Genomic DNA, 23,266 nt, shown 5'->3' with positions numbered 1-23,266 from the left:
ATATGATGTGACTATTGGGCAAGTTATGATGAAGCCGTTAATTTTTGTGACTTTAATTTCAAGTTTATTATTTTCAGCATGTTCAAGCTCTGAACAGCATAAAACACAGATTGATCCGCAGCAATACAAAGTTCAGGATGTCGCAAGTTTGCAACAGCGTTTTGAGACTTTAAATCAACAGTTATCTAAAAATTATCAGGCATTTAAAAAAACCAATAATATTGCCTTTTCAGATCAGTCTGTACTGGATGTTAATCAACTCAAGACATTAGATCAGAATGCAGTGAGCCGAACGTCTTTAAAACCCGTCAAACAAGCCTATTGTGAAATGATGAATGGATATTTTGTAGAGATGTATCATTTGGGCAATCAAAACCTGAATTTAATCGGGCAAGTCCAATTACCTAATATGCAAGCTGAAGACTTGACTAAAAGTTTTGCAAATGCAGATCAGTTTTATGATTTTATTTTAAATCGCTATACCACATACCGTCAGGCTCAGGAAATAATGGGCTTCGGCTGTAATTTAAAAGCCGCTTTAAACTAAATTTTAAAAAATAGAATGTAGAAAAAAAGCCCATCACGTGATGGGCTTTTTAATTTCAGTATTTTAGAATTAACAACCGGTTAATTTTTCAGGTTGTGGGCGTTCGTCGGGGAAGAAAATTGGACGAAGTTTGACGCCAATGCTGTTACCGATAAAGGCAAAAATCAGCCATAACCAGCCATGTAAACTGCCTGATGCAATACCGCTGAAGTAAGCACCGATGTTACAGCCATAGGCCAAACGGGCACCGTAGCCTAATAATAAACCACCAACAACAGCAGCAATCAGTGAGCGTTTTGGAATATTGAAGTTAGGAGCGAATTTACCCGCCAGACTTGCCGCCAATAATGCACCCAGCATAATGCCGAAGTTCATCATCGAGGTAATATCTAACCATAATGATTTAGACAAAGCTTTGGCATTTCCCGGTTGTTGCCAGTAAGCCCAAGAAGCCACATCTACCCCGATAAAACTGGCTGATTTTGCTGCCCAAACGGCAAGTGCAGAAGTGACGCCCCAAGGACGACCTGCTAAAGCTAAAGTCGCAAAGTTCAACAAGGTGAGGATGATCCCACCCCAAACCAATGGCCATGGACCACGTAGGAAACGTTTTAAACCTTGAGTTTGCGCTTGAGGTTCGACTTCAAGTGAACCATGACGTTTTTTCTCAAAATGAATGGTTGCAAATGCAATCGCAGCAAATAGGATAAAACTGACGATTAAAGCAGGGATAACGCCTAAGCTTGAAACAATGGAAATGGGTTCAAGGTGAGGGAGGTTAAACCACCAGTCCAAATGCGTGGTTGCAATTAAAGAGCCGAGGCAGAAGAAAATCAGCGTTACGATCATACGTGCACTGCCGCCGCCTACTGTATAGAGCGTACCGGAAGCACAGCCACCGCCTAATTGCATGCCTATACCAAAGATAAAAGCACCAATCATCACTGACATGGAAACAGGGCTGACATTGCCTTTGACAGGATTGCCAAATAACTCACCTGCGCCTAAAGCAGGGAAGAATAGCAATACAGCAAGACCGAGCATGATCATTTGCGCACGCAAGCCACGACCACGACGTTCTTTAATAAAAACACGCCAGCTGGAAGTAAAGCCAAATGAGGCGTGATAAAGCGTCATGCCCAAGGCACCGCCAATGAGGAATAATAAGGCTTGATTCAGCCCAACAACTTGATAGGCACCGATTATACCAACTAACAATAGAAAAAGGGCAACCCAAATCGACAGATTTGATCGATTGGATTTTGCAGCAATAACAGACATGGGAGAATAAAAAATAACGAAATGAATCGGGGTATTTTAGTCGATTCTTCAACTATATATATTATTAAAACTTATAGATTATAAGTATTTTAATTGAGAATAATTGATTTTATATATTGGTAAAATAAATAATAAATTCATTAAAATGTAGAAATATTAAATAAGAAACCAATGGCGCTGGCAAATGCCATAGCGAGAATTCCCTAGAGGATAACCTGTAAAATGTTTTTCGTTATGAAAATAATATGACAGGTAAACATGCTTTTAAAAGTATTGGCACTTCAACTCTATAAAAATGGAAAGGTAAAAGTAAGATGGGTAAAAATAAAAAAGCTCCTGATCAGGAGCTTTTTTATTCAATAAATTAAATTATTGTTGGGCTTTTTCTTTCACATCTGCAGCGCCTTTTTCAACAGCACCGGCAGTTGCTGCAGTGGCTTCTTTAGCTGATTCTTTAACATCTTTTGCAGCAGCCTCAGTTTTTGCAGCAGCTTCTTCACCTACAGCATCAATTTTAGCTGTGGCTTCCTCAGTTGCAGCCTTGGTTTTTGCAGCCGCTTCATCAGCTGCTTTGGTAATATCATGACCTGCTTGATCTGCAGCATTTTGCATATGTTCGCCAGTGGTCGCACCAGTTTCAGGTGCCTTATCTTTATTACAACCAACTAAAGCAACAGTAGCAGCAAGACCTAAAGCAACAAGTAATTTATTCATTTTCATATGTCCTTCGAATTATTTTACCCATATAAATGGGATAGTGTGAATATAATCAAAAAGCCCTTTAAACAACGATCGAAAATTGTTGATTAAATGTAATGTTTGGTGAAAAAACTCGAGTTAAAAAAGGCTTATATCTACGGATAGATATAAGCCTATGTTTATTTTATTCAAATTTAACTGTTTGGATGATGCAGTTATTGCCCCGAACGGATGATGTAATCGAATGCTGAAAGTGATGCTTTGGCACCTTCACCCGTTGCAATGATGATCTGCTTGTACGGTACTGTAGTACAGTCACCCGCTGCAAATACCCCCTTGACGTTGGTTTCGTTACGCTCGTTAATCAAGATCTCACCACGATTGGAAAGTTCAACTTTCGAGGCTTTCAGGAAATCGGTGTTCGGCAACAAACCAATTTGCACAAAGATCCCGGCCAATTCCACCGTGTGCTCTTCATCGGTCGCACGGTCCTTGTATTTTAGTGCAGTGACTTGTGAACCGTCACCGACCACTTCTGTAGAAAGTGCATTCATAATGACGGTGGTGTTTGGCAAGCTGTTGAGCTTGTCTTGCAAAACTTGGTCGGCACGCAGTTTGGTATCAAATTCAACCAAGGTGACATGTTCAACAATACCCGCCAAGTCAATCGCCGCTTCCACACCTGAGTTCCCGCCACCAATCACCGCAACACGTTTGCCTTTGAACAGTGGACCGTCACAGTGTGGGCAGTATGCTACACCACGGGTTTTGTATTCCTGCTCACCCGGAACATTCATTTCTCTCCAGCGGGCACCGGTCGACAGGATGATGGTTTTTGATTCCAGCTTGGCACCGTTTTCCAGTGTCACTTCAACCAGACCGTTGGCAGTTTCATCGGCACCTTTAATCGCTGCCACTTTTTGCAGGTTCATGATGTCGACATCATAAGCACGTACATGCGCTTCCATTTCAGCGGCAAATTTCGGACCCTGGGTCTTTTGCACTGAGGTGTAGTTTTCAATGTCCATGGTGTCCATCACCTGACCCCCAAAGTGTTCTGCCACAATCCCTGTTTGGATGCCTTTACGTGCCGCGTAGATCGCAGCGGTATTGCCTGCAGGTCCACCGCCAATCACCAGGACGTCAAAAGCGCCTTTGGCATTGAGTTTTTCCGCATCTTTGGTTGATGAATCCGAATCCAGTTTGGCCACGATTTCTTCCAGCGTCATACGGCCCTGACCAATATGTTCACCATTCTGGAACAGCATTGGAACCGCCATGATTTTGCGCTGTTCCACTTCCTCCTGGAAGAAAGCCCCATCAATCATGGTGGCAGTCGCCCCCGGATTGTTGATCGCAATCAGGTTCAAGGCCTGCACCACATCCGGACAGTTATGGCAGCTTAAAGAGACGAATACGTCGAAATCAGAGGTTAAATTCAAGCCCTTGATTTGCGCTAAAATTTCATCAGACACTTTTGGGGCATAACCCGACACTTGCAGCAATGCCAGAATCAAGGAGGTAAACTCATGCCCCATCGGCAGACCGGCAAAGTTCACGCGTGGCTGTTCACCGACTTTGGCGATCCCGAAGCTTGGAGTCCGTTTATTGATCCCGTCAAAACGAGCCGTCACCTGATCCGACAGTGCCGCAACCTCAGTCACCAGCTCCTTGATCTTGTCGGATTTGTCAGAAGCATCAAGGGAGGCCACCAGTTCAATCGGGCTTTCCAGACGTTCCAGTAAAGTTTTAAGTTGTGCTGAAGTATTTTGATCTAACATGGCTAATGTCTCCAAGGGAGTAAATGTTTATTTAATAAGGCTATAGTAAGATAAATGAATAAATAGGTAAAACAATTCATTTTAATTTATGTGATCGGATAAATGAATTAAATGTTCGTCTACGTGATTTTGCTTTCGACTTTAAATATGAGGGGTTAATGTGAATATTCAAGTATTTATTGAATATTTCAGGGAAAGAATCAGATTTATACCATGATGAATAGAAATTTTGATTATGATAAGAGCAAGCTTTTCAACAGGTAAGAATGAATGAACCTTAAATCTGGAATTTATCAACATTATAAAGGCAATTTATATCAGGTATTTCATGTGGCAACCCATAGTGAAACAGGTGAAAAGCTTGTGGTGTATCAATGCCTATATGGTGATTATTCCATGTGGGTGCGTCCTTTAGAGATGTTTCAAGAAATGGTCACTCTAGCTGATGGTCAAGTTGTTCCTCGATTTAAATTGATTCAAGAAACTGCATAGATATAGATTTCTACCATAGATAAGCTAGACTCAAAATAACCGCTAAAGATAGGGATAGCTGATATGAGCCTGAGTTTGACATTCCAACAACGGATGCAAGAGTTGTATCAAAGTTTTATCAAATTTGATGCCTTACAACATGAGCGTATTCAGCGTTATCGAAATATTGAACCCGATTCTGCATTATTCCTGGCGATGCAAATTCGTATCCAGCAATCGAAAACAATATTGGAAATTGGAACGTCTACAGGCTATTCGACTTTATGGCTGGCGAATGCCGCGCAAAATACACAAGGTCATGTGACCACACTGGAAATTGATCCTTCACGCACCGCTCAAGCACAGCAATATGCTCAAGAGTTGGCATTGGATGATGTGATTGATTTCTGGGTGGGGGATGCGCAAAAGTTTCTTGAAAAGAGTACAGATCAATATGATTTTATCTTGTTAGATGCCGAGCGCGATGCCTATGTGGGGTATTGGACTTATCTGCAAAATATGATTCATCCGCAAGGCGGCGTTTTAATTGTCGACAATGTCATCTCTCATGCCGCAGAAGTGAAAGAATTTATCGAATTAGTCAAAAATGATGGGCGTTTCCTGACCCTGACCCTGTCGAAAGGCGCGGGTTTGTTTATGATTTGCTATAAATAATATAAATAAAAAAGTCATCATTTTATTGTTAGGCTTGGCATAATAAATCAGGGAACTGACCCTGATTTATCGTATCTGATTTACGTTATTGAATTGAAATACGGGTGAAGTGTACATCGTATTCCAAGTATTTTTGTACAAAAGCAGTTTTATCATTACAGCGCAATAAATTATTATAGATAAATTCAGGAACCGGGTGATATAGCTCGCCAGAACCATTGTTATAAAAAATTTTCAAATAGCGTGAAGATGCATTGTATTTATAAGAAGTGACGACAAGCATTGTTCCCATAAGCTCTCCTTATTCTTCAGTTCCATACCACAGCATTGGATTGACTGCATACTTTGAAACTATGATAAAAAGATCAGGGTATGTATAGCAGAATTGTAATATTTCTCATAAAAAGAATGCTATTAGATCAACACAATTTAGGCTTTGAATTTATCGCTACGCAATTTTAATTTGGCTGAAAATTGAATATTAAAAGTTTTATATAGCTCATAAAAAAACCACGCTAAAAAGCGTGGTTTTTTGAATCAGTTCAATCTAATAAAAATTAGATTTTACCCACTAGGTCGATTGAAGGAGCTAAAGTAGCATCGCCTTCTTTCCATTTAGCTGGGCAAACTTCACCTGGGTGAGCGTGAACGTATTGAGCTGCTTTAACTTTACGAAGAAGTTCTTGAGCATCACGGCCAACACCACCAGCGTTGATTTCAACGATTTGGATTTTGCCTTCTGGATCGATAACGAAAGTACCACGGTCAGCAAGACCAGCAGCTTCGATTAATACGTCGAAGTTTTTAGCAAGTGTCCAGTTCGCATCACCCACCATTACGTATTCGATTTTTTTGATTTCTTCAGAAGAATCGTGCCAAGCTTTGTGAGTGAAGTGAGTGTCAGTAGAAACTGAATAGATTTCAACGCCTAATTTTTTGAATTCAGCGTAGTTGTCTGCAAGGTCACCCAATTCAGTTGGGCAAACAAAAGTGAAGTCAGCTGGATAGAAGAATACTACAGACCATTTGCCTTTAAGATCAGCTTCAGTTACTTCGATAAATTGACCATTTTGGAATGCAGTTGCTTTAAATGGTTTAACTTCTGTATTAATTAAGCTCATCATTGTCTCCATGATTGAGGTTTGTAATTGATTTCCAAAAGGATAGCGAATTTTTTGTTATTGCTGAAACAGTATTTTTACATAATTGAAATCGGAAAAACCGAATTAACTAATATAAAGCCTACAATTCCACCAAATCTGATTCTTTCATCTATTCAGCTGTATAAAAAAGATGACTGAATGACAAAATATCAGTTTTTCAGCTTGCCTAAGAAGATGAAGGTTCAGGGACTAAAATTCAAGGGTAAATTTTTTTAAATTAAATTTTTTTTGAAGCTCGAATCATTTTTAGGCTGAATAATGGTGATAACAAGAAGTATGTGAACATCATTAAAGAATATAAACAGCCGATTTAGCTTTACTGGTAATCTATTTTCCATGCTTTTGAATATTCTTTACCTCAAACGCCATGAATAAATATTTGCCTGTCTTTCTCTCTGCGGCGTTACAGCGTAAAATATTCAGTTCAATTTTTTGTTTTGGGATAAATTATCTGTGTTAAGTCATTTAAATGTAGATCAATGGGTCATGGCACGTGACCGTCATCGTTTAAATCGACTACGCAAAGGTAAAGATGCGAACGAAAAACAGTATCAGGAATTATTAGAAAAATCGAATCACAAAGTGCGTGAGCGCCTGTCCCGTGTCCCGAACATCAAACTCAATCAAGACCTTCCTGTTACCCAATATAAAGATAAGCTGATTGAAGCGATTCAACAGCATCAAGTGATTATTGTGGCAGGGGAAACCGGTTCGGGTAAAACTACACAGTTACCGCAAATTGCCATGCTGGCCGGGCGTGGTCTAACCGGTATGATTGGTCATACCCAACCCCGTCGACTCGCTGCGCGTAGCGTATCGCAGCGTATTGCCGAAGAAGTGGGTGAAAAGCTGGGCGAATCGATTGGTTTTAAAATCCGTTTTAATGAACAAGGTTCACAAGACTCCATTGTTCGTTTAATGACGGATGGTATTTTGCTGGCCGAATTGGCCAATGACCGTTACTTAACCAAATACGACACCATTATTATTGATGAAGCGCATGAACGTTCACTCAATATCGACTTTATCATGGGCTATCTCAAACAGCTTTTGCCTAAGCGTCGTGATTTAAAAGTCATCATTACTTCAGCAACCTTGGATGTAAACCGCTTTAGCAGTTACTTTTTTGATGCTCCAGTTTTTGAAGTCGAAGGACGTAGTTTCCCGGTAGAACTTCGTTATCGTCCGATTTCAGAAATGACCATTGGTGGCAGTGATGACGATGAATTTGATGACTTTGAAGAAAACCTGCCGCGTGCAGTGGTTCAGGCAGTCAATGAGTGTTTTCAGGATGCGCAGGAAAAAGGTCATCCCGAACATGCCGACATTCTAATTTTTGCCAGTACAGAACAAGAAATTCGAGAACTGCAAGAAACCCTGCAAAAGCATGGTCCACGGCATACCGAAATTTTACCTTTATATGCACGCTTGGCTTTAGCGGAACAGCAAAAGATTTTTAATCTGGGCGGCAGTGGGCGACGCATTATCATTGCTACTAACGTGGCCGAAACTGCTTTAACCGTGCCGAACATTCGTTATGTGATTGACAGCGGTTTTGCGCGTATTTCACGTTATAGCTATCGTTCACGGGTACAGCGTTTACCGATTGAAGCAGTGTCGCAAGCGGCAGCGAATCAGCGTAAAGGACGTTGTGGTCGTATTGCACCGGGTGTGTGTATTCGACTGTATTCTGAAGAAGATTTCCAGAGTCGTCCTGAATTTACCGAACCTGAAATCAAGCGTACCAATTTAGCCTCGGTGATTTTGCAGATGCAAAGTCTGAATCTGGGTGAGTTGGAAAGTTTCGACTTTATTGAACCGCCAGATCATCGTTTGGTGAATGATGGTCGCAAGCTGCTGATTGAACTTGGGGCGATGAATGAGAAAAATTCTCCTAAAGCTGAAGCTGATAAAGAAAATCCCTCTAAATCTCCCTTTGATAAAGGGAGACTTTCTAAAGGGGAAGGTTCCTTAACCAAAATTGGTCAGCAAATGGCGAAGATGCCGATTGACCCGCGTTTGGCTCGCATGATTTTGGGTGGTGCGCATTTTGGTGTGCTGAATGAAGTATTGATTATTGTGGCTGCGCTGGCAGTACAAGACCCGCGTGAACGTCCGGCAGATAAACAAACCCAAGCCGACCAGAAACATGCTTTATTCAAAGAAGCGGATTCTGACTTTCTGTTCTACATCAAGTTATGGGAAACCTTGCAAAATAATCGTGCGTCGATGAACGAAAATAAACGTCGTAATTTTGCACGTCAGCACTTTTTAAGCTGGTTACGTTTGCGTGAATGGAAGAAAACCCATGAGCAGTTGACGGAATTGGCTCAAGGCTTAAAACTTTCCTTTAATGATAAAAAAGCCAGTTATGAAAACTTGCATCGTGCTTTACTGACCGGTTTGCTTTCGTTTATTGCCAACAAGACCGATGAACGTAATGTATTCATGGCAGTACGCCAGCAAAAAGCACGGATTTTCCCGGCTTCGACTTTGCATAAGACCAATACGCCGTGGGTGATGGCCTTTGAGATGGTGGAAACTTCTCAGGTGTATTTACGTACGCTAGCTAAAATTGAACCTGAATGGATTTTGCTTGCAGCGCGTGATTTGTTGAAACATCACTATTTTGAGCCACATTGGTCGAAGAAAGCCGGTATCGTCAATTGTTATGACCAGATTTCATTGTTTGGTTTAATTATTGAACCGAAACGTTTGATGGATTATGAAAAGGTTGATCAACCTGCGGCACATGAAATTTTCCTGCGTGATGCCTTAACCACAGGTCATTTGGGCATTACACCGCCATTCTTAAAGCACAACTTGCTCAAGCTTGAAGAAGTGGAGCGGGTAGAAGATAAGCTGCGTCGACGTGATCTGGTGGTCGATGAAGAAACCATTTATCAGTTCTATGCATCAAAAGTTCCTGAAGAAGTGGCGAGTCGTCGAACATTTGAAGACTGGCGTGCAACGGTTGAGCCGCAAAATCCGCGTTATTTATTCGTCGATGATGATGCGTTATGGATGAATGATCGTCCAACGACACAACAATTCCCAGACTATCTACACAATGGTTCATTACGTTTAGCTGCCAGTTACCGTTTTGACCCAAGTCATGATGAAGATGGCGCAACAGTTAAAATTCCGGTGCAAGCCTTGCCGCAGGTCGATGAAAATGTCTGGTCATGGGGCATACCCGGCTGGCGTCAGGATTTGATTGAAGCCTTATTAAAATCCTTGCCTAAAGACAAACGTCGTAATCTGGTTCCGATTCCGGATACTGTACGTAAGTTGATTTCCCGAATCGATGCAGTCAATTTACGCGAACATATCTTTGCTTTCTTGGCTTTCCAGTTACGTGGTGAACAAATCACTGCAAAAGATTTTTCTTTTGAACGTGTAGAGCAGTATTTGTTGCCGTTCATTAAAGTGATTGATGAGAAAGGTCGTGTGCTTGAACAAGGCCGTGATTTGGCGGAACTGAAAGCCCGTTGCCGTACCGAAACGCATAGTCCGGTGAAGCAGCTCAAGGGTGAGTTTAAAACTTTCCCTGACAATTTTACATTTGAAGCCTCGCAAAAAGTGACAGGGGTAATTGTTAAGCAATATCAAGCCTTGGTGCCGACCAAAGCATTTGCAGATCTGGATGCCAAAGATGAATCGGGTGTGGTGATTCAAACCTTTAATGATCAGGCTGAAGCCATAAAACAGCATCGTGAAGGGGTGATTCGACTGGTTTATATGCAGTTGGGTGATCTGGTTCGACAACTGAAAAAACAGATTTCAAAACCGCTGGCTTTGGCTTATTCACCGCTGGGTGACAAAGCTAAACTGGAGCAGATGTTAGTTTATGCCACACTGCAGATTACAATAAATGAGCTTCCTGTCAATGCTGAAGAGTTTCAAAACTTGATATTAAATGTAAAAAAATCTTTCCTAACGCATGGGCAAGTGGCATTATCTGTACTCGGTGATATTTATATCCAATGGCAGGATATTCGTCGGAAATTATTGGTTTTAGACGACTCCCTGTTTGGAAAAAATATCGATGACATTGAAGATCAGCTTGATCTGATGAATCTTTCCGACTTTGTGTATGTGAAATCTTCGGACATCTGGCAGGAATTCCCGCGTTATTTAAAGGCATTGGTGTTGCGTTTGGAACGCTTGCCCAATAACCTGCAAAGGGATAATTCTGCCATTGATCAAGTTGACCCATGGATGGAAAAAGTATTTAAGTTTAAAAATGACGCTCGCCTGAAAGAACTGTACTTCATGATTGAAGAATTTCGCATTTCTTTGTTTTCACAGCCAATGAAAACCAAAATGCCGGTTTCTCCAACCAGATTGCAAAAAGTATGGAATCAATTGGGCATCAGTTAGCATAGCGCGAAATTAGCAGGAGTTTTACATGGGCATTCGTATTACCGGTACTGGTCTTTATCATCCAGAAGAAGCCATTAGCAATGAAGAATTAGTGACAAGTTTAAATGCTTATGTGGAACAGTTTAACCACGACAATGCTGATAAAATCGCTGCTGGGGAAATTGAAGCGCTTCGCGGTTCAGATGCAGAATTCATTGAAAAAGCATCCGGTGTTAAAAGTCGTTATGTTGCTGAAAAATCAGGCATCCTAGATCCAAAACGCCTTTATCCACGTTTACGTGAACGCAGTAATGATGAACTTTCCATTCAAGCAGAGTGGGGCGTTACAGCAGCTAAACAGGCGATGGAAAATGCCGGTGTGACTGCAGCAGATATTGATGTTGTGATTCTGTCTTGTTCAAACATTCAACGTGCTTATCCAGCAGTTTCAATTGAAATCCAAACCGCTTTGGGCATTCAAGGCTATGCCTATGACATGAACGTTGCCTGTTCTGCTGCAACCTTTGGTTTAAAACAAGCATCTGATGCGATTAAATGTGGTGCACGCCGTGTATTGTTGGTAAATGTCGAAATTACTTCGGGTCATACCGATTTCCGTTCACGTGACTGTCACTTTATTTTCGGTGATGTTGCAACAGCATCAATTATTGAAGATACGACCACTAAAACTGGTTTTGACATTGTAGATACGCATTTGTTTACTCAGTTTTCAAACAACATTCGCAACAACTTCGGTTACTTGAACCGCAGTGAAGATGCGGTTGTAGATGACAAACTGTTCCGCCAAGACGGTCGTAAAGTCTTTAAAGAAGTGTGTCCACTGGTTGCGAAAATCATTACCAAGCAACTTGAGAAAAACGATATTGCACCAAGCAACGTAAAACGTTTCTGGTTGCATCAAGCCAATGCCAGCATGAATGACCTGATCTTGAAATATGTAGTCGGTAAAGATGCTGACCGCGCGCTTGTGCCAATTATTTTGGATGAGTTTGCCAATACGTCTTCTGCAGGTGTGATCATTGCTTTACACCGTACGGCACATGAAGTGAATGATGGCGAGTATGGTGTACTTTGCTCATTCGGTGCAGGTTATTCAGTCGGTTCGATTCTTGTACAAAAACACGTTGTTGCATAAGGAACAATGCATTGCAGGTTGAGCATGATGCAAAATGGATTAAACGTTTAAGTACGTTATCCAAACTGTATTTCACGCCAACCTTTTTAGGTGCGGAATATATTGATGCATCCAAACCTGCAATGTATGTAGGTAATCATACTCTGTATGGTGTGCTCGACTCACCAATACTGATTGATTACCTCTATAACCAACATAAAGTGGCTGTGGTCAGTATTGCTGATCATGGCCATTTTTATTTGCCGTTTTGGCGGACTGTGTTTAAAAAATTCGGTGCGGTCGATGGCGAGAAAGAATATATCCGTGCCGCGATGCAGCAAGGTTATTCGATTTTGGTCTTTCCGGGTGGCGGTCGAGAAGTCCTAAAAAGAAAAGGCGAGGCTTATCAGCTGATCTGGAAGCAGCGTTACGGGTTTTTAAAACTGGCTCAGGAATTTAACTACGACATCGTTCCATTTGCAGCTTTGGGTGGTGATGAAGTTTTTGAACTCGGTTTTGATGCCAATCAGATTATTGAAAGTCAATGGTTTCAGAAACTGCTCAAGCTTCCACAACTGGACAAATTACTCCGTCATGGTGACGTGATTCCGTCCTTGCCTAAAAATATTATCCCGAAACGTGTACCTTTTTATTTTCAGTTTATGCCACGACAAAATTTAATGCATATTGAAAATGCTGAACAATTAAAAGATTTCCGTGACCAGATTCAGCAACAAATTTATGCAGGATTAGAACATTTAAAACAACAACGTGAAATTGAAAAAGTTTGAGTAGGCTTGGGTAATATTTTATTGCTAGAGTTTTTATAATGGATGATCAAATGATTAAGCCTGGATAACTTGCCGGGCAGGTTTGATTAAATTTTCAAGTCAGCATACAGTAGCTTCAGTATATGATTAAATTCATCTTGGGATGGATGTTTAATTTGAGGCGAGTATGGAACAGGATCGTTTAGTACCGCAGTATCAATTGGTTGCGAAACAGTTACTCAGAATTTCTAAAAATCTAAATGAAATTTTTCAAGATCAGCTCAATATTGCCGGTGATCTGAATGCGCAAAATATGTTTCGTATTGATCAAGAGCGGCATGTTGTACAAATAGCCAATGGTTTATTTCAACTCGAATTTCATGCACCAGACTCGGATCTGAAAAGTATCTTGCTGTGTGATTTTCATTATTTGGGGCAAAAAGCAGAATTAGTTGAAGAATTTATACTGCATGATCTGTATTTTTTAACCGGTGATTTAAAGCCGCAACATTCGCTTTTTCTGCGTCAAAAAGCCCAACAATTACGACAGCTATTACTCGAGCAGATTTATGTCTGGGTCAATGGAGCTGAACGGGTCAGTACGTATTTAAAATGTCTGTGCATAGATGAAGCTGAAATTATTGATCAGCTGATGATGAATGCAGAGCTTTATCACTCGAAGATTTTGACGGATTATGTACTGAATAAAACGGCATTACCTGAAGCTATTGTTCACATGCTGCAACAGATTTGTTCTATTCAAGTGTTGTGTGGTGATGAGTTTTTACCCCTGCAACCCTTGATGGAATGTCTGGATGAATTCTGTTTTAGCGCCTCGCAGTTTTTACCTGCTGCCATGTATCGCATTATGGCGCTGTCATTTGAAGAGCGTTTTAATTTAAATGAGTTAATGGAGCATCAGGATGATATCCAGTTGCTGTATCGTCATGCACAAGAAAAAACACAATTATTAGGCTTTGTCCGGTTAATGCGACGCGAACTTTGGCAACGTGATGATTTATTGTCAAAGCATAATTTTCTTCATGCGACATCTACGGTTTGGCAGAAGAAAGTCGCAAAACTGCCAGTATTTGATTATCCACGTGCGGTGAACTGGTTGTTTAAACAATCCAGTGAAGTGCTGGATTGGCTTAGTCGCAACATTCAACACAGCAGTGTCAGAGTGGCTGTGACGGCTTTAAGTTTTGTGGATACCAGTCGGGTTCATCCACAAGTCATTTTAGCCAGCTTGCAATATTTTCAGCATTCTTCAGCGCGCATGTTTATTCATAGTTGTCACTATTTTGCGATGCAGGAAGCCTGGTTTGATCATGAGAATAATCATAGTGTGGTGTTAAAGGGGCAACAGCAAGCTCTGGATGATCATAGGATCGCGATTAGTCCTTCTATTTTGTATTTAGATGAATGGATGGAGCTCATGCGGAATGTCGCGAAAGGAAACGAGCAAATCGTTAAGAAAATTTATTTAGGTTTAAGTCGGGTGATGCAGGCTTATATGTTGCATCTACAGAAAATAACCCAGGCATTACCTGAAGCGCTCATGTTTTATATCCGTCCGGAAACCCATCAGAACCGTGATTTTTATACGGTATTACAGCGTTATAAAATGCCGCTGGATGAATTTAGGCAAATCTTTTATTTACGTGATCGGCATACCCGAGTGTCACTCTTTGATCCCTATGTACGCGATTATTTGGTCGATTATTTTACTCACAATAAAATGGTTCTAAAAAGTACCACCTGGATGGGGCTGTTTCATCAAGCGATTGATTGGCATGATCAAATCCAGAAACAGGAAATTATTGCGCAGTTAAAGAAAAATTATGCTGAAACTGTATGGCAACCACTGATGGTTGAGAAAAAGATTCAGTTTGCAGGTTGGAATTTTGAAGAGCTGGCAGATTTAGAGAGAATTATCGAAGAATCCAAAAGATGTCATCATTGTCTAGCAGTCAGCTATGCACAGCGTATTATTGATGGGGAATATGTGGCTTTTCATATGGCATCGCTAACAGGTACACATCATATGACTTTAGGCTGTCATCTGCGAGATGGGCAGTTGGTCTATGAGCAGTTGGAATATCCGCATAATCAAAAAGCTGAATATCTTTTTGTGAATGTCGCTCTGCAATTTATCTCCTGGTTAAATTTACAGTTAATCGCGGTTAAGTGACAGTTGCTGTCATTAAACTTTTTTCTGTGCTTAACTTTTAGGGAAAAAATCGGTAGGCTATAGCCGTTAATTTACGGTTATAGGTCTTATGAAACAAGAAACTGCACTCAAGCTTTTAAAAGCGGGCGAAAATGTCTTTTTAACAGGTTCGGCTGGTGCAGGGAAAACCTATACGCTCAATCAGTACATCAATTATTTGAAAGCCCGTAAAGTCCCAGTCGCAATTACCGCTTCGACTGGTATTGCAGCAACGCATATGAATGGCATGACTATTCATACTTGGGCGGGAATTGGCATCAAGGATTTTTTGTCCGATGCTGACCTGAAAAACATGAAAGAGCGTAAATACTTAAAAGAGCATTTAGAAAATGCCCAAGTGCTGATTATTGATGAAATTTCAATGTTGCATGCCAAGCAGCTCAATCTGGTGAATCAGGTTTTAAAATATTTTAAAGAAAGCGACGAAGCCTTTGGTGGTATTCAAGTGATTGTCGCGGGTGACTTCTTCCAGTTACCGCCAGTCGGTAAAAATGACGAACGTAATCGCGATAAATTCTGTTTTATGTCGGATGCGTGGGTCGAAGCAAAATTCCGGGTTTGTTATTTGACTGAGCAACATCGTCAGGGCAACGACTATTTAAATGACATTTTAAATGCCATTCGTAGTCAAAGTATTACGGCCGAGCATTTACAGGCTTTAGAGCAAACCCGCCAGCAGGATATTGGTGAAACCTTCACCCGTTTGTATACCCATAATATGGATGTGGATGCGATCAACTTTAAGCATCTGAATGCCATTGAAGCGGATGAGCGACAGTTTGAAGCGGTATGTGATGGTAATGACAAACTGATTGAAACTTTAAAGTCATCTGTGCGTGCACCTGAAAATCTCACCTTAAAGAAAAATGCCAAAGTGATGTTTGTGAAGAACAACTTTGATATGGGCTACATCAACGGCAGTTTAGGTGAAGTCATTGGTTTTGAAGAAGACGATGATCATGGCATTTTACCTAAAGTGAAGCTTACCGATGGCACAGTGCTGGTAGTGGCGCCTGAAACATGGTCGGTCGATAACGATGCTGGTAAAACCATTGCCAGTTTTCAGCAAATTCCACTTCGTCTGGCTTGGGCAATTACCATTCATAAGTCCCAAGGCATGACCTTGGAAGCGGCTGAAATCAATCTGGCCCACACTTTTGAGAAAGGTCAGGGCTATGTGGCAATATCACGGCTAAAAGCCTTAAATGGCTTAAAGCTGCTTGGGATTAATGAGCAGGCTTTGGAACTGGATAGTCTGGCGATTAAAGCCGATCGACGTTTTCAGGAATTGTCCGATGAAGCAGAAAATCACTTTGAGTCGATTGATTTAGCGCCGCAACATAAAGCCTTTATTCGTCATTGTGGCGGTACACTAAATGAAACTGAAATTCAGCGTAATGAAAAGAAAATAGCGAAAAGTGGCGGCAAAACCAATTATGCCACTGCAACCCTGGATGAAACGCGTGAGCTTTTTGTCGAAGGCTATGAAATTCAGGATATTGCGGTTGAACGTGGTTTAACCCCTGCAACGATTATCAATCATTTGGCGAAATTGCATAAAGAGCAGGGTCTGGATATTTCTGTAGCACATCCGGGTGAAGAAGTTGTTGAACAGGTACGGAAGATCTATAAGCGTTTAATGAAGCGTCAAAGTCCTGAAAACTTTAGTGAAGATGGTGTAATTAAGCTGCGTCCAATTGTGGAAGCGACTACACCTCGTATGGGTTATGATCAGGTGCGTTTGGCTTTACTTTTTGTTGAATAAGCCTCAATACTTCGATCAAAAAAGGACATCATTCGATGTCCTTTTTATTTGATTTTTTGCTGTTGTATGAATGTTGATGACTTATTAAATGTTACTGATTTGGGTTCCGCAGTCATCATACCCATGCCGGCAATCCATTCCTGAATCGGTTCATAATAGTGTACTTCTGAATCATATTCGCCACTTGCAGAAAGTGCTGCGAAAGCCGCAATCCAGACAAGAATTTCCTGACCGCCACGTCCGCCATCACGACGAATTTCATCATTGCTCATATTGGCTAAATAATCAAAATCCGCATTTTTAAAGCGCTGTAATAAGTCTTTATCCCATTCCGGGTTCAATGGTAGCGCTGCAGTTAAATCACCATTAGCAAGACGTTGTCCCACTGCAATGACTTTAGATTGACGGTTCTCACGTGCTTCTGCTGTCGGGTTACGGCCAGCAATTAAGAATTCCTGAACTTCGGGTGCTGCTGTGCTAATTTGCGGTGTCGGTGGATCATGCGATAAACCACCCGATCCAATAATTAAAACGCGTTCATCTAGGGTTTTAAGATATTCACCAATCACTTTACCCAGTTCAATCACACGTTTGGTACGGGGCATAGGGGCAGCAGCGCCATTAATAAACACCGGAATCACCGGATAACGATTAAGCTGACCTTCGCAAAGTAAATCGAGTGGTTGGGTAAAACCATGATCGGCTTGCATGCGATATGAATAGGAAATATCAATATCGTGATCTAAACAGTGTTCAATTAAACCGAGGGCTTTATCTTCTGGAACGTCCAATGGTGCAGGTCCGTAGTTCCAGTCACCCGCAGCAGTTGCACGCACACCGACACAGAAACTCGGCATCAGGTCATAAAAGAAGCCATTAAAATGGTCTGGACCAAAGACCACAATCAGCGTGGGATCATAGGCTTTAACCTGTTCCGCCAGTTTTTTAAATGTTGCGCGTGCAGCTGCTTCAATCTCTGCAGGAGGAGATGCAAAATCCAGTAACGGCGTGTGCGAGACACATATGAGTTTTATGGGCATTTTTTCTCTCAAATCTGCATTTATTAATGATTTGAGCTTAAATATAAAGTGACAGGTAAATACAATATTTATCTTTGATCAAGCCATAGTAAAAACATTCATATTAACCAGATGTCGTTAGGTTTATTATTTTTAGCGGATTGAAATATATTTGTTTATTTTATTTTTGATGGGTTTTAGATAGATGGTTTTGGAAAGATCTTAGTCAGTTTGGTTTTAATTCCTGCAAGGCTAAGACCAAAGTTCTAAAGAGGTCTAGATTTCTCAGTTGGGGATTGTGGGAAAGATTATTTAAAGTTAAATTTGAGGCATTATAAAAGTAATACTTTAAGTTGAAAAAATAATTTGTTATGTTGTTTTTGAATAACAACAATTTGAATAAGTTTTAAAATAGAAAATAGGATGACTTTTCTATCACTCAAAACAATTAAAAAAATAAAAGGGAAAATTTATGAAACAGTATCAGAGAGCGGCACTCGCTTTAGTGGTAGCCAAACTGGAATTTGGAAACACTAAATCTAATATTTATGATTATAACGAAAGCACATATCCTCAAATAAGCGGCGATGTAAATCAACATGAAGCCAAACTTTATGATTATCAGCGATCAGTCATGTTTGAGGGGCGACATACCGGTCGAGAGTTCAATTTATATGATTATGGTCATAGTGAATTTATCAGTTTAAAGAAGAAAGGTGTAAAAAAATACGAAGGTTATCATTATGGAAATTCGAGTTATTTCGAGATTACGATTTCAGGTTCTAGCCTAAGTTTTTATGACTTTGGTACCGGGCAATATTATCACTTTTCATAATAGGTGATTTTTTATCTCATATAAAAATAACCCCTAAAAATGGGCTATCTTTAATCTGTGCTTGCCAGTTGTTTGCTTCAACTGTAACTGTTTGGGCTTTAGTCAAAAATTCGACTTGGGTAGATTCACCTTTCCGATATGACTCGCAAGCAAATTTAAGTTCACGCTTTGCCCCAACACGTGGATAGCCAAGAATGTGAGAAGTAATCGTCATGATGTTTTTCCTGCAAGGAGATTCTTTTTGTTGAAAACATCATCGAATAAAATTAAACATGAAATAAACTAATTAATTTTATGGTATATTGAATTTAATTCATTATTTTTCTTTTGAAAATTTATCTGCGTGTTTGTCTTTAAGTAGAATTATTTTTTATGAGATTCTCTCACATGTAGCTTTGCTGCATGTCTTGCACTCGGACAAAGTTTCATTTTTCGGATCCTCCTTTACATGTTAGAAATTCGTCATTTAAAAACCTTAACTGCCTTGCGTGAGCATGGTTCATTGGTGGCTGCTGCCAATGATTTGTGTTTAACGCCCTCAGCAATTTCTCATCAACTGAAAGAACTGGATCATTGGTATGGGGTAGAGGTGGTAAATCGCCGTAGTCGCCCGGTCACTTTTTCTAATGTTGGACAGCGTTTACTCAAATTGGCTGATGATGTATTGCCACAAATTCAGATTACCCAAACCGATATTACCCGCATTGTACATGGTCAAACCGGGCGTATTATTTTCTCCTCAGAATGTCATAGTTGTTTTGACTGGTTGATGCCTTTGCTCAATCAATATCGTCATTTATATCCAGATGTGGATCTGGACTTTGCTTCAGGTTTTGAATCCAATCCACATGAACTTTTGCAAAATGCAGAATTTGATCTGTTGATTACTGCAGATCCGATTGCTTTAAAAGGCATCGAATATTTCCCGATTTTTGAATATGAATCACGTCTGGTTTTATCGAATACCCATCCATTGGTACGTGCCGAACGTATTACCGTTCAAGAGTTGGCAGATGAAACCCTGATTACTTATCCGGTCGATAAGCACCGTTTAGATATCATGGCGAAACTGTTTATTCCTGCAAATATCCAACCGAAGCACATACGCACCACAGATTTAACTCAGATGCTGATTCAGTTGGTGGCGAGTGGTCGAGGTATTGCGGCACTTCCAGATTGGGTGGTGAATGAATATGAGCAAAAAGGCTGGGTGACTTCACGCCGTTTAGATTGTGTCTCTTCTACAGGCTTGCGCCGTACTCTGTATGCGGGCTATCGAACCGAAGAGAAAGAGAAAAGTTATTTTGAAGGCTTTTTAAAGCAATTAGCTAAATTCTCGCAAAAGCGTAATCAATATTATTCTGCTTAAAAAGGATACGCTGGATTTTGCACAAGTTCACAGCTTTAGACGGAATTTTCTTATGGCCTGAGTCAATACAGACTGATTGTTCTCAGCTCTTAGCTTATCTAAATCAGCGATAAATTACCGTTTTTATTCTTGCTAGTCTAGCGCTGGAATCGCTAAAGGAGAAGGTTGTGAGTTCCGCGCATTGGCTTAGCAAAGATTTATGGATTATTGCAGCAGGATTTGTCGCTGCCATGCATGTCGGGAAGTTACCACCTGCGGTTCCTGTCCTGCAAGCCGAGTTAGGCATCAGTTTGGTGCAAGCCGGTTTTTTATTGTCCTTGGTGCAAGTTGCCGGTATGTGTATGGCATTACTACTGGGCAGTTATACCGCTAAAATTGGCTTAAAACGCTGTGTATTATTCGGATTAAGTTTACTCGCAAGCGCCAGTTTTATTGGCGGTTTTGTCCAAACGTTCTCAGGGTTGCTGGCACTGCGTGTGGTAGAAGGTTTTGGATTTTTACTGATTACCTTAAGTGGTCCTGCTTTTATCCGCCAACTAGTTCCGGTCGAGCAGTTGCAAGCCAAGATGGGGCTATGGAGTGCCTATATGGGGGGTGGAATGGGAATAGGCTTGCTGTGTACCCCATTCCTGCTCAATAGCATAGGTTGGCAAGGGGTTTGGATTTGCTTCGGGTTATTATCACTTGCCTTGGCATGTGTGATTTACACGATTATTCCCGCAGCGCAAACCCATACGCAGTCGGTTGCAGTTTTTGATTTAATTAAACTGACTTTAAAATATCCTCCAGCCTGGATTTTGGCAATTATTTTTGGTACATACGCCGGACAATGGTTTAGTCTGGTCGGTTTTTTACCCAGCATTTATCAGCAATATCAAATTTCTTTAGCGATGGCAGGGGCCTTAACGGCTATTGTGGCGATTGCCAATGCCATTGGTACCTTTGCTTGTGGCTTACTGTTACAGCGTGGTTTTCGGCCTCAAACTTTAGTCCAAACCGGTTTTACCACCTTAATGGTCTGTGCCCTGAGTTTTTATCTGTTACGCGAATTCTTGCCCTTTATTCTGCAATTTATATTGGTTTTGAGCTTTTCATTATTTGGCGGTTTAGTAGCAGCGGTCGTGTTTTCTCAAGTGTTAAATTTTTCCGTAAAGCCGATTGCCATTACCACCACGATTGGGCTGGTGTTGCAATTTTCAGCCACCTCGCAATTCCTGTTGCCACCTTTGATTGCCTCAATTGTACTGGCTACAGGAGGATGGTTTTGGGTGGGAATTTTAATGGCAACCCTGTCTCTGATTGGCATGCTTTTATCCAGAATCTTATTTCGAAAAGCTGCATAAATTGGGCAGAATAAGCCTGCCAAGTGCCAGTGGTCAGGCTTAAGATTAAAAATTCAAGAATGACCGATAAACAAAGTCAATATTCCGGCGGCGATCAAAGAACCCACAGGGACACCGCGCAATATCGCAACACCTGCAACTGTCCCGATGAGTAAGCCTGCAACTACATCCGGTTGATTGCTCATCAGCTTAACCCCACGTCCACCCAGCCAGGCGACTAAAACCCCAATCGCAATGGCCAGTAAGGATTTCCAGCTCATAAAGGATTTTAAAATCGCATCTCCCGGAATTTTTCCACTGGCAATCGGGGTTAAAACACCAATGGTTAAAATAATGATGCCAATATTTAAACCGTGTTGCTGCAAGTAAGGGAAAAATTCACTCAGCGGGGTAATTCGAAAGACAATTAAAACACCAGCGGCAATCGTGACTGCACTATTATGACTAAAGATACCGCAAGCCAATAACACCAGCAGAACGATCAGATTTAAATCTAAATTGGACATTACTTTAAGGGAGAGTGGGAAAAATAGCACCTATTGTATCGGTTTTTGAGTATGGATTTACTTTAAAGGGGGTGAACAATAAAATTAGCCTGCATTTCAGTATAGAATGCGCCTTTCATGATAGTTATAGGGTGAGGTTTATGTTTTTGGAAAAGATGTTGCAATCGCAGGGTTTCGGTTCGCGTAAACATTGCCAGCAGCTCATTAAAAATGGAGCGATTGCCATCCAAGGTGAAGTCATCACCAATGCAAAACATAAACTGGATTTAAATAATTTAAGTTTTTCCGTGTATGGTGAAAGTTTTGATTATCGTGAAAAGGTCTATATTGCTTTAAATAAGCCTCAAGATTATGAATGTTCCCATCAAGCGACCCATCATTTTAGTGTGTTTGACCTTTTTGATGATGTGTTGATGAACCGTGGTTTGCAATGTGTAGGACGTTTAGATCAGGACACCAGTGGGCTTTTATTGCTTACAGATGATGGTCAGTTTCTGCAGGCATTAACCCATCCAAAAAAACACGTGGCTAAAGTCTATCGAATGCAGACCGCCGATGCTGTGACAGGGCAACAGATTCAGCAATTGCAACAGGGCGTAGAATTACGCAATGAATCCGGTGTTTTTGCAGCGACAGATGTGATTCAACTTGCAGAACATGAATTACAGCTGACCATTCATCAAGGTGTTTATCATCAGGTGAAACGGATGTTGGCTGCAGTGGGGAATAAAGTTGAACGATTACACCGTCAGCAAATTGGTGCTTTAGCACTTCCTGAATTAGAGCAAGGGGAGTGGATTTATTTAACGGAACAACAAGTAGAGCTTGCCAAGACACGCATGGTTATTTAAGGAAACAATGATAGATTTTAAATTCATCATCTTTCACAAAACCCATTTGTTCATAGAGTTTATGTGACTGGTAATTGCTTTTTTGAGTTTCCAGGCTGATGCGTAGTGCATTTTCATGGCGTGCAAATAAAATGGCCGTATCAATCAGTTGCTTTGCTGAACCCTGACGTCGAAACGTTGGGGTGACATAAACATCATCTAAAATATAATAGATAGAGCAAGCTACAGAAGAAAAACCTAAATAAAGTAAAATAAAACCGGTAAAGACATCGTCTTTGATATGAATAAAAATCACACTTTCCTGATTTTCAAAGCGTTTTTTTAAGAATTGATAAGATAAATTTATGTTGGAAGAAGCACCATAAAATTGGCGATATTCATCGAATAAAACTGCAAGTGGATGTAAATCTTCTAGAGTTGCGCGTCTTACGATCATTCCATACTCCATGCTTTTTTTA

General features: G+C 40.8%; 21 protein-coding genes. 12 read left to right on the top strand and 9 right to left on the bottom strand.

The window, feature by feature from the left end; genetic code table 11:
• Window positions 1-25 precede the first annotated feature (25 nt).
• On the top strand, window positions 26-547 hold the full coding sequence (locus HLH18_RS05685; protein WP_502708112.1) for a hypothetical protein: 522 nt from the start codon (window positions 26-28) through the stop codon (window positions 545-547).
• 69 nt (window positions 548-616) lie between these two features.
• On the opposite strand, the gene HLH18_RS05680 is transcribed toward HLH18_RS05685, so the two are convergent.
• The 3 genes from HLH18_RS05680 to ahpF all read right to left on the bottom strand — a co-directional run bounded on the left by HLH18_RS05680 (window position 617) and on the right by ahpF (window position 4,308).
• Window positions 617-1,828 carry a YeeE/YedE family protein gene (locus tag HLH18_RS05680; protein ID WP_171546096.1) on the bottom strand — a complete coding sequence of 404 codons (1,212 nt, stop codon included), beginning with the start codon at window positions 1,826-1,828 and terminating at the stop codon, window positions 617-619.
• 369 nt (window positions 1,829-2,197) lie between these two features.
• Window positions 2,198-2,542: a hypothetical protein gene (locus tag HLH18_RS05675; protein ID WP_171546095.1), complete on the bottom strand. Its 345-nt coding sequence runs from the start codon at window positions 2,540-2,542 to the stop codon at window positions 2,198-2,200.
• 200 nt (window positions 2,543-2,742) lie between these two features.
• Window positions 2,743-4,308, bottom strand: a complete 1,566-nt coding sequence (gene ahpF / locus HLH18_RS05670; RefSeq protein WP_171546094.1) for an alkyl hydroperoxide reductase subunit F — start codon at window positions 4,306-4,308, stop codon at window positions 2,743-2,745.
• 270 nt (window positions 4,309-4,578) lie between these two features.
• Here ahpF and HLH18_RS05665 point away from each other — a divergent pair, with 270 nt between their 5' ends.
• The gene (locus tag HLH18_RS05665) at window positions 4,579-4,800 is read left to right on the top strand and encodes a DUF1653 domain-containing protein (RefSeq protein WP_171546093.1); all 222 of its coding nucleotides are present in this window, start codon (window positions 4,579-4,581) and stop codon (window positions 4,798-4,800) included.
• A gap of 63 nt (window positions 4,801-4,863) precedes the next feature.
• Window positions 4,864-5,454 (top strand): O-methyltransferase, encoded by a 591-nt coding sequence (locus HLH18_RS05660; RefSeq protein WP_171546092.1) that lies wholly within the window; start codon window positions 4,864-4,866, stop codon window positions 5,452-5,454.
• An 85-nt stretch (window positions 5,455-5,539) separates the two neighbouring features.
• Here the strand turns inward: HLH18_RS05660 and HLH18_RS05655 are convergent, their stop codons facing one another.
• Together HLH18_RS05655 and ahpC are read right to left on the bottom strand one after the other, a co-directional pair.
• On the bottom strand, window positions 5,540-5,746 hold the full coding sequence (locus HLH18_RS05655; RefSeq protein WP_067725967.1) for a KTSC domain-containing protein: 207 nt from the start codon (window positions 5,744-5,746) through the stop codon (window positions 5,540-5,542).
• Between the two features lie 265 nt (window positions 5,747-6,011).
• Window positions 6,012-6,575, bottom strand: coding sequence for an alkyl hydroperoxide reductase subunit C (ahpC, locus tag HLH18_RS05650; RefSeq protein WP_086195510.1), 564 nt, complete (start codon window positions 6,573-6,575; stop codon window positions 6,012-6,014).
• Window positions 6,576-7,103: 528 nt separating this feature from the next.
• Here ahpC and hrpA point away from each other — a divergent pair.
• From hrpA to HLH18_RS05625, 5 genes are all read left to right on the top strand, one after another.
• Complete coding sequence (hrpA, locus tag HLH18_RS05645) at window positions 7,104-11,000, top strand: ATP-dependent RNA helicase HrpA (RefSeq protein ID WP_214647282.1); 3,897 nt, start codon at window positions 7,104-7,106, stop codon at window positions 10,998-11,000.
• Window positions 11,001-11,028: 28 nt separating this feature from the next.
• Window positions 11,029-12,138 carry a beta-ketoacyl-ACP synthase III gene (locus HLH18_RS05640; protein ID WP_171546090.1) on the top strand — a complete coding sequence of 370 codons (1,110 nt, stop codon included), beginning with the start codon at window positions 11,029-11,031 and terminating at the stop codon, window positions 12,136-12,138.
• A gap of 11 nt (window positions 12,139-12,149) precedes the next feature.
• Window positions 12,150-12,908, top strand: a complete 759-nt coding sequence (locus HLH18_RS05635; RefSeq protein ID WP_171546089.1) for a lysophospholipid acyltransferase family protein — start codon at window positions 12,150-12,152, stop codon at window positions 12,906-12,908.
• A gap of 166 nt (window positions 12,909-13,074) precedes the next feature.
• On the top strand, window positions 13,075-15,081 hold the full coding sequence (locus tag HLH18_RS05630; protein ID WP_171546088.1) for a hypothetical protein: 2,007 nt from the start codon (window positions 13,075-13,077) through the stop codon (window positions 15,079-15,081).
• A gap of 88 nt (window positions 15,082-15,169) precedes the next feature.
• The gene (locus tag HLH18_RS05625; RefSeq protein ID WP_171546087.1) at window positions 15,170-16,885 is read left to right on the top strand and encodes a DEAD/DEAH box helicase; all 1,716 of its coding nucleotides are present in this window, start codon (window positions 15,170-15,172) and stop codon (window positions 16,883-16,885) included.
• A gap of 44 nt (window positions 16,886-16,929) precedes the next feature.
• Here HLH18_RS05625 and HLH18_RS05620 read toward each other — a convergent pair whose 3' ends face one another.
• The gene (locus tag HLH18_RS05620) at window positions 16,930-17,925 is read right to left on the bottom strand and encodes a 3-carboxyethylcatechol 2,3-dioxygenase (RefSeq protein ID WP_171546086.1); all 996 of its coding nucleotides are present in this window, start codon (window positions 17,923-17,925) and stop codon (window positions 16,930-16,932) included.
• A 451-nt stretch (window positions 17,926-18,376) separates the two neighbouring features.
• Between HLH18_RS05620 and HLH18_RS05615 the strand changes: the two genes are divergently transcribed.
• Window positions 18,377-18,739, top strand: coding sequence for a hypothetical protein (locus tag HLH18_RS05615; RefSeq protein WP_131288090.1), 363 nt, complete (start codon window positions 18,377-18,379; stop codon window positions 18,737-18,739).
• Window positions 18,740-18,755: 16 nt separating this feature from the next.
• Here the strand turns inward: HLH18_RS05615 and HLH18_RS15965 are convergent, their stop codons facing one another.
• The gene (locus HLH18_RS15965) at window positions 18,756-18,953 is read right to left on the bottom strand and encodes a hypothetical protein (RefSeq protein ID WP_131288087.1); all 198 of its coding nucleotides are present in this window, start codon (window positions 18,951-18,953) and stop codon (window positions 18,756-18,758) included.
• Between the two features lie 234 nt (window positions 18,954-19,187).
• Between HLH18_RS15965 and HLH18_RS05605 the strand changes: the two genes are divergently transcribed.
• The gene (locus HLH18_RS05605; protein ID WP_171546085.1) at window positions 19,188-20,108 is read left to right on the top strand and encodes a LysR family transcriptional regulator; all 921 of its coding nucleotides are present in this window, start codon (window positions 19,188-19,190) and stop codon (window positions 20,106-20,108) included.
• Window positions 20,109-20,275: 167 nt separating this feature from the next.
• Window positions 20,276-21,451, top strand: coding sequence for an MFS transporter (locus HLH18_RS05600; protein WP_171546084.1), 1,176 nt, complete (start codon window positions 20,276-20,278; stop codon window positions 21,449-21,451).
• Window positions 21,452-21,504: 53 nt separating this feature from the next.
• Here the strand turns inward: HLH18_RS05600 and HLH18_RS05595 are convergent, their stop codons facing one another.
• On the bottom strand, window positions 21,505-21,957 hold the full coding sequence (locus HLH18_RS05595; protein WP_171546083.1) for a DUF441 domain-containing protein: 453 nt from the start codon (window positions 21,955-21,957) through the stop codon (window positions 21,505-21,507).
• Window positions 21,958-22,097: 140 nt separating this feature from the next.
• Here HLH18_RS05595 and HLH18_RS05590 point away from each other — a divergent pair, with 140 nt between their 5' ends.
• Window positions 22,098-22,808 carry a pseudouridine synthase gene (locus HLH18_RS05590; RefSeq protein WP_171546082.1) on the top strand — a complete coding sequence of 237 codons (711 nt, stop codon included), beginning with the start codon at window positions 22,098-22,100 and terminating at the stop codon, window positions 22,806-22,808.
• Here the strand turns inward: HLH18_RS05590 and HLH18_RS05585 are convergent.
• Complete coding sequence (locus HLH18_RS05585) at window positions 22,801-23,244, bottom strand: GNAT family N-acetyltransferase (protein WP_131288078.1); 444 nt, start codon at window positions 23,242-23,244, stop codon at window positions 22,801-22,803. The genes HLH18_RS05590 and HLH18_RS05585 overlap by 8 nt on opposite strands.
• Between the last annotated feature and the right edge of the window lie 22 nt (window positions 23,245-23,266).

The sequence above is a fragment of the Acinetobacter sp. ANC 5414 genome, from assembly GCF_013004295.1.
Classification (GTDB): domain Bacteria; phylum Pseudomonadota; class Gammaproteobacteria; order Pseudomonadales; family Moraxellaceae; genus Acinetobacter.
This window is presented reverse-complemented; position numbering and strand designations above follow the sequence as displayed.